Genomic DNA, 12,854 nt, shown 5'->3' with positions numbered 1-12,854 from the left:
TAACAGGCGGACCAAATGCCTATTTCACAGGCCGATCCGGTATTCGGACTTTCACCTCAATGATAAGGGAGCACGCCCATGACGCATGCCATTCGCTTTCACAAAACCGGCGGTCCGGAAGTTCTGGTCTGGGAGGAGGTCAGCGTCGGCAATCCTGGGCCTGGCGAGGCGCGCATCCGCCACACCGCGGTCGGCCTCAACTTCGTCGACATCTATAACCGTTCCGGCCTCTATCCGGCGCAACTGCCGAGCGGGCTCGGCAGCGAGGCGGCCGGCGTCGTCGAGGAGGTTGGGTCCGGCGTCACCGATCTGAAGCCTGGCGATCGCGTTGCTTATGGCGCTTCGCCACTCGGGGCCTACTCGGAGGCGCGGCTGATCCCCGCCGATCGGCTGTTGAAATTGCCCGACGGCGTCGACGACAGGACCGCGGCGGCGATGATGCTCAAGGGGCTCACCACGCAATATCTGATCCGCCAGACCTATCGGGTGAAGGCCGGCGATACCATCCTGCTCCATGCCGCGGCTGGCGGTGTCGGCCTGATCTTGAGCCAGTGGGCCAAGCATCTCGGCGCGACCGTGATCGGCACCGTCAGCAACGACGAGAAGGCGAAGCTCGCCAAGGCGCATGGCTGCGACCACGTGATCATCTATACGAGGGAGGATTTCGTGAAGCGGGTCGACGAGATCACCGGCGGCAAGAAGGTGCCGGTGGTGTATGATTCCGTCGGCAAGGACACGTTCCTGAAATCGCTGGATTGCCTCGCGCCGCTCGGCGTCGCCGCGCTGTTCGGCCAGTCCTCCGGCGCAGTGGAGCCGCTCAATCTCGGCCTGCTCGCCCAGAAGGGCTCGCTCTACGTCACGCGTCCGACGCTGTTCACCTACGCCGCCAAGCGCGAAAATCTGGTGGCGATGGCGGGCGAGTTGTTCGACGTCGTCAAGTCCGGCGCGGTCAAGATCGAGGTGCACCAGACCTATCCCCTGAAGGACGCCGCCAAAGCGCACGCCGATCTTGCGGCACGCAAGACTACGGGATCGACCGTTCTCCTGGTCTAGCGCCCGACTGAGCGGTGGCGCGGGCTTCAAGCCCGCGTCAAGTCGGCTCGTGCTTGCGCAGGTCATGGACGTGATCGAGGCGGATTGCCTGGAGATCGACCTCCTCGGGCTCGATCTGCGGGAGGGCCGCCTCGGCCAGGATGGCCTCGGTGACATCTTCGACCGAGTTCTCCACGATCTCGTGGATGAATGAGATGTTCCGATATTCGCCCGAGGCGAGGCGGGAGACGACCTCGCGCCTGGTGATTTCGGGATCGACGACCGCCTCGCGGCCTCGCCGCCCGTAATCGATCATCACGACGAAATATTGCATGAAACGATCCTGCCGCGCCCCGCTGCTCGGGACGCGGCCGGATTATTTCCGAAAATCGGAATGATGTCAATCGCGATTTCTATAAATCAGAAATCGCCACCCCTCTCACTTGCCCTTCTTGCGCGGACGCGCCGATTTCGCGCGCAGCCGTTCAAGCTGCCCCTTGGGCATGGACAGGCAGATTTCCCCGACCCAGTCGAGCTTGACGCCGACGATCGGCTTGGCATTGAAGCTGGTGAGGTTGACCACGGAGGGGGATTTGCCCCGCTCGATCGTCTTCAGGAAACGCTCGCCGGTCTTGAGCCGGACCACCGCCTCTTCGCCGTAGAAGCTCGACAGCGGATGGCGCTGGTCCTTGTAGACGACGATCACATCGCCGCTTTCGTATTTTGGAAGCATCGAATCGCCCACGATCTCGAATGCGATCGTCTCTTCCATGATCGGGAAGGGCAACGCGACGTCGCCGAGACCTTCCGGGGGAACCTGTTCGTAGTCCGGCTCGATCACGGCGCCGGCTCCGACGCGGCCCATGATCGGCGCGAGATTGAGCTCGAGATATTCCATGATCGGAATGATCTCCGAGGCTTTCACTAGGCGCTCGCCGCCGAGAATCTCCGAGACGGCACCGGGCCGCACGCCCATGGCCGCAGCCAGGCCGCCCTTGCTCTTGCCCGTCTTCTCCAGGCCCCGCTCGATCATTGCTACGTCCAACATCGTGATTCCCTCGATTGCGCACCGGTCGCCTCTTGTAATCCGAAATTCGGAATTGATGCAATTATGAATATCAGAAATACGGCTTGACTCTGTATTCGGAATAACGGAATGTGCGTCTCGCCTCCCGGGTTGGAGGTGCATCACAGGACAGCAGCATGGAACCGGGCCATTGGCCGTCGGAGCACTCCGACGCGCTTCGCGACTATTTTCACAAAGGCATGTCGTATGCGGAGATCGGAAGACAGATAAACGCAAGGTTTGGAACGGCTTATACCCGGAGCGCAGTGGTCGGCCGCGCCAAGCGGCTCGGCCTCATCGTGCCGCAATGGATGACGAGTCCGGCGCTCGCGCCGCCCTTGCCGGGTGAACCCAGCCTGCTTTCGCCACGCCGGACGGTGTGGCCGAGCCTCAATCTGCCGCCGAGGTCCGCCATGAAGCCTGCGGCGTGGGCGAAGTTGCGCTGCGTCGGTATCCAGCCGCGCCTGATCCAACTGGTCGAGCTCGAGCCGGCCGACTGCCGCTATCCCTATGGCGGCGACAAGGACGGCGAGCAGATCGCCTTCTGCGGCCATCCGCGCCAGCCCGGCTCCAGCTATTGCGCACCGCATGCTCGCCTGACGCGCCGTTCCGAGGCCGCGTCGGCTGCCCGTGCCGCAGGCCCCGTCGTGCTGAAGCTGGTCTCGGCGCTCTGACGGTGCCGCCCTCCGTTCAACCCTCAGTCTTGCAAGGAGTATCCGAGTGGCGCGTACCCGACGTAACAAGTCCTATAAATTGGCGCAGATCTATGACCGGCGGTCGCGGGAGGTGCCTTTCAACGCCGAGATCGCGGAGGTGGAGGTCGACAATCCGCTCGCGCTCGATTCCGGGGAGAAGATCCTGGCCATCCGGTCCGTCCGCGGCGATCCGCTCGGCCGGCTGCACGCGCACCACCAGATCGACGAGGCCCAGTACCGCGGCGGGCGCGCCTTTCAGAACGATTGGGAGCGCGCCGAGCGGGGTCCGCAGGCGGTGGATACGACGCGCGAATATGTCGATGGGACGGGCACGCGCGAGCCCGTCACCGAGAGCCAGCGCCAGGCGGTGCTGCGGCTCAACCGGGTCGAACGAGAGCTCGGCACCGACGGCGCCGCACTGGTGCATGACGTGCTGGTGCTGGGTCTGACCATGGATCAGGTCGGGCAGCGTCGTGCCGTCCGCACGCAACGCTGGAACGATTACTTCGCGCGCCGTTTTCGCGAATGTTTGGACCGGCTGGCGCTGATCTACGGCTTCGTTACGGAGACAGGAACGGCGCGCGGCGGCCGGCGTGGATGATTGCGGGGCGCCGGCGGTCCGGCCGCCGGCGTCCCGCCTATTGCTTACCGATGAGGGACGATCTGGTAGGGCGTGGTGTAGGGCTCGACGCGCAGCGAGGCATTGGCCAGCAGCCCGATCTTGGCAGTCGGTGCCTGCTGTAGTTCGCCGTTGGGGCCACGATGCACGTTGTATTGCCAGACGGTGAGACTGCCCTTCTGCGCCAGCGCGTGCGCAACGGCGCTCGCATCATTGCCGCCGAGCGCCTGAAGCTCATCCGCCGAAAGTCCGACGACGATTTCGTCCTTGATGGTGACGATCTTGAACAGGTTCATCTTGGCCTCCTGCGCCGATGCGCCTTGTATCGAGAGGGTGAGAAGCGCGACTGCGGCGCCCTTGATGAGATCGCAGCGAGAAAGCATGCCGTCGTCCTTTGGTGCTAAGGCGCCCCCACGTCGAAGAGTTTTCAGCCATGGCGCCCGAATCTGCGTGGCCGTGCCGCAACGGCTTAGTCGCTCGCGCGTGGACGGCGGTTCACGGCGGACCGGCCGCAAGATCGACTTTCACGCGGTTCATGCAACCGCCGTGAGTGGATTCAACAAATGCGTGTATATCGGCGAAGAATCGCCATTTCGTGCGCGCTAAGGTGCATTCACATCAGAAACACAGCGAAACCCTGCGCTGATCGATAGCAACGAGGAGCTGTGTTGCGGGATTGATGCCGCTTCTTGACGCAGGTGGGTGACGGCAATCGATATTCCTGTTATCCGGAAATGCCGTGGCGCGATGCAGACCAAAGCATCGCTATACCCACGGTTGGGCTTGCCGGAAGGGTTGTTACTTGGCATAATTGCAACCAGGTGGTTGAGGCCGTCGTCTGGATGCGGTTCAGCTGCAACCCGGCCGGTCCCCGCGTCTAAACGTTCGTGGCGATGGGGTTCTGTCGGGGCGTTCGGTTCTTGAGCGGATCACGAAGGCCGATGCTTGTCATAGGTGCGAGATGAAAAACCTCAATTTCGCGGCTGAGCTGCATCTCAAGCTCGGTGTGCCTGCAAGCAGCACTGTCGAAAGTCTGCGCCTGCTCCGCGCCTTCCTGAAGCTTGCGCCGCGACAGCGCTTCGAGGTGATCAAGCTGGTCGAAGATCTCGCAACCGAAGAGGCTCTTCCCGAGCACCCCTTATCCTAAGTCCGGCCGCGCGCCGGTCTTGGGCCGTTTCCCACCCCTTTTCGTGCCAGAGCAGGGCTCCCCGGCGTCCTTCGCCGGAGGGCTGGCGGCTGGATGGCCGTCAGGCAAATGTGGTATTCAGATGGAAAAAGGGAGAGTGCGACCATGATTGAACCGAAACTCGAAGTTCCGGCCGAGCTGCGTGACTTGGCCGAGAAGACGATCGACCAGGCCGAAAAGGCCTTCGGCATGTTCTTTGAAGCGGCGACCAAATCGATGTCGTCCGTTCCGGGCGCGGGGACGGAGGTGTCGAAGCAGGCACTGGCCTTCACGGAGCAGAACATGAAGTCGGCCTTCGAGCATGCGCGCAAGCTGGTGCATGCCACCGACCTCCAGGAGGCGATGCGCATCCAATCCGATTTCCTGCGCAGTCAGTTCACCAGCGCCGGAGATCACATGCGCCAGATGACCGGGAGTCTCATGCAACCTGGCAAGGGCAAGTGACTTTCGGCGTGTGTACAGCGTGCCCACAAATTGATCTTGTGTGGCGCGAGTATCCGCGCTTCGATGCTGGCGCAGGTCCATGATGGGCCACCGAATGACCTCATTCGCCGTCCGTCATCCTTTCTGCTGATCCCTGCCGGTTCACCGGCAGGGATTTGCATTTGTAGCCCGGCATGATCTTGGGAAAAGCGCTGAACAGCTTGGGCAAGCCCGGCCGTCGGGCCTGGTCATGCATCTAACGCAGCGATGCGATGTAGGCCGCGATATCGCCGGCTTCGGTCCGGCTCAGGGGAAAATTCGGCATCTTCGGGTGCGGATCGAGCAGAAAGAAGGCGAGCCTTTCCGTGCTGAAATCCGGCCTGCGCGCAACGGATGCAAAGGAGGGGACGTCGGCGCTCGCCTGGGTCTGTCCGTTCGCCACGACATGGCAGCTCGCGCACCAGCGCCTGGCGAGGTCGGCGCCGTGATCGGCATCAGCGCCGAGAGCGGACGACGTGCCGACGCCAGAGACCAGGCCAAGCAGCAGGAAAATTCGTCTCACATGCCGGAGCATAGGGCAGTCTTTCTGCATTCGCTTGCGGCCGCCGCGCTCATCCGCAGCAGGATCCTGGAAACTGCGAGAGATCGATGCGGGCGACGATCGACCGCAGCAGCCTGCGGGTCGAACGATAGAGATGCCGCATGAATGCCGGCACTCTTGCCGCGGGCAGGCCAAGACTCTTCGGAACAAGACTCTTCGGAACAAGACCCTTCGCAACAAGGCTCTTCGCATCAAGACTTTCGGTATAGTGCGACACGTGTCTCTCCGACGCCATGTGGCTTTCTACCGAGCCGTCTTGGACCCGCTTTGATCTGCCGCAAAGCGGATCCGTTAATAGTCGGCCGGGTTCATGATCATAGGGCTCTTCGTATCCGCCGGCGCGAGCGCGCTGCTGGCGCTGTCACGCAGGAAGCGGTCGAGCGTCTCCTGGATCTTCTCCTTGACCGAGTTGGGACCGCGGTCGCTCATCTCCGTGTGCTGTGCGCCGGTCTGGATGATATCGATGCCGCGCGCCTTGGCCTCTTCCGGCGTCGGAAGCACGCCGGGATCCGTCACGAAGTGCGGGTCCTTCGAGCGGAAGGACAGGATCTTCATGTGGTCGCTGACCACGAAGGGCACCCGCAGATTATCGAGCGTTATCACCTTCGACACCAGCTCCGGGTGCCGGTGGGCGACATACATGGAGACATCCCCGCCATTGGAGTGGCCGACGAGGGTGATGTGGTCGTATTGTACGTTCTCTTGCCGCTTCTTCAGCTCTCCCAGCACAAAGAGAATGTTCGCTTCGCAGCGGATGTAGACGTCGCGCCGGCCGACATATTGCTGACCGACTTGGGTCATCAGCGGCGGATCGCTCGGCAAGTCCTGCTGGATGCTGGCAACCAGATAGCCTCGTGCGGCAAGCGCATTGGCGAGGAAGGAATATTCGGTCGCCTTGACGGTGTTGCCATTGCTGATGACGGCGAGGGGGAGCTTCCAGAGCCCGAGATTGGCCTTGGTCTCATGGTCGCGTCGCACGGCGATCTCGACCGAGATCGGGCGCTGGCGCGAGGCGTCGAACAGGGCCAGGGTCTCATGGCGGATCGCGAACTGGCTGACGACGAAATACTGTCCAATGCCGAGGACGCAGAGAAGCGCCAGGGTGGCAAACACCTTCTTCATGGTCTGTCTCAAATCACCTTTGCCTGAACATGGTCATCGGGAACCCCCGGTCGAGCGATCGTGAGCAGGTTAGAGGATTAAATTTAGGCAAGTCTGGGGGCAAGGCCGGGAAAAGCCGGCAAGCGGGGGCGATCGCCCGGGGAACGGAGCGGCTAGAGACAGCCGGCTTTGCCGCGTTCGGGGCAGAGCTGGAACGCGCTCGACAACGTGAAAACGAAGCGCGGGCTGCGACGCTCGTTGTCCGGCGCCCGGTAGCTCAGGGGGACGGCCATGCCGAAATCGGCCTGGAGGTCGTCCGGCAGGAAGAAGCGCACACCCACTCCGGCCGATGTCAGCGACAGCCCGTCGCTCAGGCGGTAGCCGTGGTTCCAGACGGCGCCGGCATCGCCGAAGGTATAGAGCTGATAGCCGGTCCAGTAGCGGAAATTGAGCTTCTGGTCGAAGCGGAGCTCGAGCGAGCCGGCAAGGCCGTTGTCGCCGCTGATCTCGGCTGCGCCGTAGCCGCGGCCGAAGGCCGCGCCGCCGAGATAGAATTGCTGCGAGGTGAACAGCGGACGCGACGCCGTCTGGCTCGCTGCCGCGAGCTTGAGCGACCAGGCGCCGTTGAGTGTCTGGTAGCGCGTGAACCAGAGGTTCAGCACCGAGAAGTTCGAGGAGGCGCCGTCGCGCGACAACAGATCGTCGTCGAAACGCGAGGCGCCAAAAATGTCCAGGCCCTGACGGTAGATCAGCGTCGTGAAATTGGTGCCGCCAAAGGGATCCTGCAGCCGGTAGTCGGCCGTCAAGCTCGCGGTCCTGATGTGGTCGTTGTACCAGGGGCCGTAAATGTCGTGCTCGGACACATTGCTGAAGGTGCCTGCCACCGTAAGCGTCAGCCCGGAGGATTGCGACATGAAGGGCGCTGTGCTTGCCCGCACCTCGAAAGCTTCGGTCGTGGTGATGTCGCTGTCGAGCCGGCGCGTGTCGCCCGGCCGTACTGCGCTGTACAGGACGGAAGCGCCGAGGCGGACACCGTCGACGCCGACCGGCGCATCGTACGACAGCCGTGCGAAGCCGAGTTGGCGCGGATCGTTGGCAATGGTCGAGAGGTTGACCGCCAGAGTGTCGCCCGGCGTGAGGTAGGAGTTGAACGCGCCGGTGGCGTAAGTTTGCCACGGTCCAACCGACGAGGATCCGAGATTGTCGAGGCCGAACGAGGAGAAGACGTGCCAGGTCTTCAAGGAGATGATCAGGCGGAAGTGGCCCGTCGCGCCGCCGATTTCCTCCAGTGCGGTGTCGGTGATCCGGACGCCCGGCCTGCCATTGATCAGGAAGAGCTGGCGTTCGAGCGTTGCCAGCCGCGCCGGTTGTTCAGCCAGAATCGGCGCCAGCATCGGCCTGACGCCGAACTGTTCGGCACCGTCGCCTTTCAGCACGGCCTGCGTGATGGTGCCTTCGAGGACCTGAATCCGGACTCGGCCGTGGGCGATGTCCTGCGGTGGCACGATGGCGCGGCTGAGATGAAAGCCGGCTTCGCGGTAGAGTTCGCTGATGCCGCCTGCGATCGCGGCCAAGTCCGCCTGCGAGACCTTCCGGCCGAGATAAGGCTGGTAGACCGCGGCGATGCGATCGGGAGAAACGGCATGAGCGCCGCTGACGCTGATGCCGCGCAGCACGAATTGCGGCTTGGTATCGCCGCTGGTCGTGGGCTGTCCGACGCTCGGCAACCGGACCTGCGGGCGGCCGAGCGATTCCTGCTCGGTCTGGTTATCAAAATATTTCTCAGGCTGGCGAGGATCGAAACCCGGCTGGTTCGCCTGTTGCGCGAATGCCGTTGGACTTGCCGCGAAAATTGCTGCCAGCGATAGCAGCGCGGTAAGGAGATGCCGTCTCTCACTGCGCGCAGCGACGCTGTCTCCGTAGTTCACCGGAGGATCTGCCACGGGGCGGTGGAATCTCGTTAGAGCCATGATTTTTCATAGGTTTTTATGGTCAACGATTGGTTAATCGGTCCGCGCCGCTGGCCGCTTTCCGATAATCCTATCTTGAGTGATTTCGGATACCCCTCAGGCTTGGCTTGAAACGCGGGGCTGAGGAGCATCATGTTCGGTAAGGTTGGAATGCGACGCGCGCTGGCGGCGGCGCTGATCCTGGGAACGGCCTCCGGTGCACTCGCTGCGGACGACGGTATGTGGTCCGTCGGCAAATCCTCGGGCGAGGTCTGGCTTGCGACGGGCGGCGCCCAGCAGGTGTCGTTGACATCAGACGGAACGCTGAAACCTGGCGACACCATTCGCACCGGCCGCAACGGGCGCGTGCTCCTCGTCCGCGGCGAGGAAACGATCCTGATCTCTCCCAATTCGGTGGTGGGCTTGCCGGCCGAGAAGAAGGACGGGCTGCCGACCACCATCATCCAGCAGGCAGGCTCGATCCTGCTGGAGGTCGAGAAGCGCAACGTCAAGCATTTCGAGGTCGAGACGCCCTACCTCGCCGCCGTGGTCAAGGGCACCCAGTTCAGCGTCACGGTCGGTGTCGGTAGCACCAAGGTCGGCGTGCTCCGCGGCCAGGTCGAAGTCGCCGATTTCAAGACCGGGCAGGTCGCACAAGTGATGCCCGGACAGGCGGCCACCGTCTTCGAGCACGGCAAGCCCGGTCTCAGCCTGAGCGGTGCGGGCATGTTCAATCCGATCGAGCAGGGCAAGCCACGCGTGCCCACGATCGAGCGTGTCCCGGTGCCGAAATCGGGTCTGTCGGCGCCGCGCCATGCGGCCAATGGCCCTGCCGTCCATGCGCTCGGTCCGATCGACAACGGCAACAAGACGGCTGCTGCGCCGAAGCCGTCGTATCAGGCGGCTGCTGGTCACGTCGCCAAGCCCGGCGTCGTGCGCATCTCGAGCGCACTCGGCGAGGTCAAGCTGAATGTCCACAAGGCCACACGCGGGCTCGCCCATGGCGGCGACGCACCCGGTCAGGTGCGCAGGGGGAACGCAAGCTCCGGCAGCGAGACGGTCTGGAGCGATGGCAAGACCAGCACGTCAGGGTCGAACAGCGCCGTCCAGACTGCGGTCATCACGACTGGCGGAGCTTCGGCTGGCAGTTCGGCCGGCGCGAGCGCGGCCATCGCCGCCGCGACAGCCGGTGCATCCAGCGATAGCCCCGGCGCCAACAACGGGAACGGCGGCGGCAACGGCAACAATGACAACGGCGGCAACAAGGGCCACGACAACGGCAACAAGGGTGCCACCGGCCATGGCCGAAGCAACAACGGCAACGGCAACGGAAATGGCAGCAACGGCCATGGCAACGGGTACGGCCATAACCGGCACTGAGGCGATTTTCTAAAGGGATGAAGGGCACCCGCAGGCAGGCGGGTGCGCGGGAGGATCGGGTGAAACGCTATCGGCCGCATATTCTCGTCGTGGTCGCGCTCGCGGTGGTGCTGTCCACGGGCTGGCACGGGGCGCTTCGCAATGCGCTCACCGATCTCCGATTCAAGTGGCAAACGCGTGAGGCCACCGGCGACATCGTTGTGATCGGCATCGATGCGCCGTCGATCGACCAGATCGGGGTGTGGCCCTGGCCGCGCCGTCTCCATGCCGAAATGCTGCAAAGGCTGGAAGCGGCAGGCGTGCAGGACATTGCCTTCGATGTCGACTTCAGCACGCCGTCCGACCCGGCCTCCGACGAGGCCTTCGCCAAGGCGTTGCGCGACGCCGGCGGCTCGACGATCCTGCCATCCTTCAAGCAGCCGACGCCGAAAGGCGGGCCAGCCCACGTCAACCGCCCGCTGAAGTCGTTCGGCAACCAGTCGTGGCCGGCCGTCGTCAACGTCGCGATCGAATCCGATGGGCTGGTTCGCCGCTATCCGTTCGGCGAGAAGCTCGGCGACGCCTTCATGCCTTCGATGGCCGTCGTGCTGGCGGGGCAGGACGCCAACCGTCGGCCGCCCTTTCTGATCGACTTCAGCATCAGCTCGGCGTCCATTCCGATGGTCTCCTATGTCGACGTGCTGCGCGGCGATAAAGCCACGCTCGACAAGCTGAAAGGCAAGAAGATCATCATTGGCGCCACCGCACTCGAGCTCGGCGATCGCTTCAGCGTTCCCAATGGGAAGATCATCTCGGGCCCGGTGCTGCAGGCGCTTGCCGCGGAATCGATCCTTCAGAACCGCGTGCTGCGCTGGACGTCCGATATCGGCATGATCCTGGGCGTCGGGGCGATCTGTCTGCTGATGATGTATTCGTGGCGCCGCTTCGCACCGGGAATTCGCGTCGCAGCGCTGGTCGCCTCCGGGGCAGCGATGGGATCGGCCGCAATCTTCGTGCAGGCAAGATGGCCGCTCGTGATAGACACGTCACTATTCCACATCGCCATCATCGCCTATCTGACCGCGATTGCGCTCGACGAAATCGACTTCCGCAGCCTGCTCGGACGCATCGCCGAGAGCCGATTTCATCGTATCGCGATGTCGCTCGGCGACGGGCTGGTCTGCACCGACGCGGATCACCGCATCACGGTCTGGAATCCCGGCGCCAGCGCGATCTTCGGCTACATGCCGGCGGAGATCATCGGTCGCCCGTTCGAAACGCTGTGCGCTCCGCCGGCGGACGGCGCTGCAAGGCCGTCCATGCACGACGCCGCGCGCCAGGCGCTCCTGGTGCCGGGCGGCGCCGTCGTCGTCGAGTTCGAAGGCCGGCGCAAGACCGGGGAAACCTTCCCGGTCGAGGCGAGCTTCTCGGGCTGGCAGGGAACGGACGGCTTTCAATACGGAGCGATCCTGCGCGATATTTCGGTCCGCAAACGCGAAGCCGAGCGTATTCGACATCTCGCCGAACACGACGCGCTGACGGGGCTTGCCAACCGGAACAAGCTGCATGTCGACCTCACCGATCTGATCGTCGCGGCGGAGCGGCGGTCTTCCGGCGTCGCGTTGCTCGTGCTCGGGCTCGATGGCTTCCAGGAGATCAACGACATGCTCGGACACGCCGCCGGCGATCTGGTGCTGCGCGCGGTCGCTGAGCGGCTCCTGGGCGAAGTCGATGGCAAGGCGATCGTCGCCCGGCTCAGCGGCGACGAATTTGCCGTCGCGGTCGACTGCGCCGATCTCGGCGAGCCGGTGCCGGCGTTCGCCGACCGGATCGCGCGCGCGTTCGAAACCCCCCTCGCAGCTGGCGCCCGGCAGCATCGCGTCAGGATCAGCGTCGGCGTCGCCGTCTATCCCGAAGGCGGGCAAAAGGCCGACGATCTCCTGAGCAACGGCCATCTGGCGCTGAGCCGGGCGAAGACGACGCGGCGCGGCAGCCATGTGGTGTTCGAAGCCGCGATCCGGCAGGAGCTCGAAAACCGGCTGACGCTGGAGAGGGAGCTGGCGCTTGCCGCCGACCGCGGTGAATTCGAGCTGTTCTACCAGCCCCAGGTTCGCCTGGTCGACGGCAGCCTGGTCGGAGCCGAAGCGCTGATCCGCTGGCGGCATCCGGTGCGCGGCTTCGTCTCGCCGGCCGAATTCATGCCTGTCGTCCACACCTCGGCGCTGTCGGAGCGGATCGCGAACTGGGTGATGGAGACCGCCTGCCGTCAGGCGCGGGCCTGGGAATTGTCCGGCAACGACGTGCGTGTCGCGATCAACCTCTCACCCTCGCAGCTTCAGTCCGGCGATCTCGCGCATTCGGTCGCAGCACTGCTCGACGAGACGGGGCTGACGCCGTCACTGCTCGAGATCGAAGTCACGGAAGACATCCTGCTGCATGACGAGCGTCGCGTGCTGGAAATGTTCAAGCGAATTCAGGATCTCGGCGTCCGGATCCTGTTCGATGATTTCGGCACCGGTTATGCGAGCCTGAGCTATCTCAAGAAGTTTCCGCTCGACGGCCTCAAGATCGACCGTTCCTTCGTCTTCGGTCTTCTGTCGAATTCCGACGACGCCGCCATCGTCGGATCGACCATCGGCCTCAGCAAGCAGCTCGGTCTCACTGTCGTGGCCGAAGGCATCGAGAACCGCGCAACGGCCGACTTCCTGGTCAGCATGGGATGCGAGGAAGGGCAGGGATATTTCTTCGGCCGTCCGATGCCGGCTGACGCATTTGCGAAACAGTTCCTGGCGGCTGAACTCCAGACTGTCAGCGCCGCCTGAG

At 63.7% G+C, this 12,854-nt stretch carries 13 protein-coding genes; 7 read left to right on the top strand and 6 right to left on the bottom strand.

All coding sequences use genetic code 11. From position 1 onward, the window contains the following. Positions 1-78: 78 nt before the first annotated feature. Positions 79-1,053, top strand: a complete 975-nt coding sequence (locus BDOA9_RS30105; RefSeq protein ID WP_025037664.1) for a quinone oxidoreductase family protein — start codon at positions 79-81, stop codon at positions 1,051-1,053. A 37-nt stretch (positions 1,054-1,090) separates the two neighbouring features. Here the strand turns inward: BDOA9_RS30105 and BDOA9_RS30100 are convergent, their stop codons facing one another. Both BDOA9_RS30100 and BDOA9_RS30095 read right to left on the bottom strand, forming a co-directional pair. Then, the gene (locus tag BDOA9_RS30100; RefSeq protein WP_025037663.1) at positions 1,091-1,366 is read right to left on the bottom strand and encodes a hypothetical protein; all 276 of its coding nucleotides are present in this window, start codon (positions 1,364-1,366) and stop codon (positions 1,091-1,093) included. Positions 1,367-1,471: 105 nt separating this feature from the next. Next, entirely contained in the window at positions 1,472-2,080 is a 609-nt protein-coding gene (locus tag BDOA9_RS30095; RefSeq protein ID WP_025037662.1) for a S24 family peptidase, read from the bottom strand. 155 nt (positions 2,081-2,235) lie between these two features. On the opposite strand from BDOA9_RS30095, the gene BDOA9_RS30090 reads away from it, so the two are divergent. Both BDOA9_RS30090 and BDOA9_RS30085 read left to right on the top strand, forming a co-directional pair. After that, the gene (locus BDOA9_RS30090) at positions 2,236-2,772 is read left to right on the top strand and encodes a GcrA family cell cycle regulator (protein WP_025037661.1); all 537 of its coding nucleotides are present in this window, start codon (positions 2,236-2,238) and stop codon (positions 2,770-2,772) included. Between the two features lie 46 nt (positions 2,773-2,818). Continuing rightward, positions 2,819-3,394, top strand: coding sequence for a hypothetical protein (locus BDOA9_RS30085; protein ID WP_025037660.1), 576 nt, complete (start codon positions 2,819-2,821; stop codon positions 3,392-3,394). 44 nt (positions 3,395-3,438) lie between these two features. Here the strand turns inward: BDOA9_RS30085 and BDOA9_RS30080 are convergent, their stop codons facing one another. Then, positions 3,439-3,795 carry a hypothetical protein gene (locus tag BDOA9_RS30080; protein ID WP_025037659.1) on the bottom strand — a complete coding sequence of 119 codons (357 nt, stop codon included), beginning with the start codon at positions 3,793-3,795 and terminating at the stop codon, positions 3,439-3,441. Positions 3,796-4,373: 578 nt separating this feature from the next. Here BDOA9_RS30080 and BDOA9_RS39535 point away from each other — a divergent pair. Together BDOA9_RS39535 and BDOA9_RS30070 are read left to right on the top strand one after the other, a co-directional pair. After that, positions 4,374-4,559, top strand: coding sequence for a hypothetical protein (locus BDOA9_RS39535; RefSeq protein ID WP_025037658.1), 186 nt, complete (start codon positions 4,374-4,376; stop codon positions 4,557-4,559). A gap of 144 nt (positions 4,560-4,703) precedes the next feature. Beyond that, on the top strand, positions 4,704-5,042 hold the full coding sequence (locus BDOA9_RS30070; RefSeq protein WP_025037657.1) for a phasin: 339 nt from the start codon (positions 4,704-4,706) through the stop codon (positions 5,040-5,042). A 235-nt stretch (positions 5,043-5,277) separates the two neighbouring features. Here BDOA9_RS30070 and BDOA9_RS30065 read toward each other — a convergent pair whose 3' ends face one another. The 3 genes from BDOA9_RS30065 to BDOA9_RS30055 all read right to left on the bottom strand — a co-directional run bounded on the left by BDOA9_RS30065 (position 5,278) and on the right by BDOA9_RS30055 (position 8,693). After that, positions 5,278-5,595, bottom strand: a complete 318-nt coding sequence (locus BDOA9_RS30065) for a c-type cytochrome (RefSeq protein WP_025037656.1) — start codon at positions 5,593-5,595, stop codon at positions 5,278-5,280. Positions 5,596-5,913: 318 nt separating this feature from the next. Then, positions 5,914-6,744 (bottom strand): alpha/beta hydrolase, encoded by an 831-nt coding sequence (locus BDOA9_RS30060; protein ID WP_025037655.1) that lies wholly within the window; start codon positions 6,742-6,744, stop codon positions 5,914-5,916. Positions 6,745-6,896: 152 nt separating this feature from the next. Further along, positions 6,897-8,693: a ShlB/FhaC/HecB family hemolysin secretion/activation protein gene (locus BDOA9_RS30055; protein ID WP_025037654.1), complete on the bottom strand. Its 1,797-nt coding sequence runs from the start codon at positions 8,691-8,693 to the stop codon at positions 6,897-6,899. Positions 8,694-8,825: 132 nt separating this feature from the next. On the opposite strand from BDOA9_RS30055, the gene BDOA9_RS30050 reads away from it, so the two are divergent. Next, positions 8,826-10,052 carry a FecR family protein gene (locus tag BDOA9_RS30050; protein WP_025037653.1) on the top strand — a complete coding sequence of 409 codons (1,227 nt, stop codon included), beginning with the start codon at positions 8,826-8,828 and terminating at the stop codon, positions 10,050-10,052. 59 nt (positions 10,053-10,111) lie between these two features. Continuing rightward, on the top strand, positions 10,112-12,853 hold the full coding sequence (locus BDOA9_RS30045; RefSeq protein ID WP_025037652.1) for an EAL domain-containing protein: 2,742 nt from the start codon (positions 10,112-10,114) through the stop codon (positions 12,851-12,853). Position 12,854: the final 1 nt, after the last annotated feature.

The sequence above is a fragment of the Bradyrhizobium sp. DOA9 genome (genome assembly GCF_000617845.2).
In the GTDB taxonomy this organism is placed as follows: domain Bacteria; phylum Pseudomonadota; class Alphaproteobacteria; order Rhizobiales; family Xanthobacteraceae; genus Bradyrhizobium.
The sequence above is the reverse complement of the archived record's forward strand: the minus strand, read 5'-3'. Positions and strand labels throughout refer to the sequence as shown.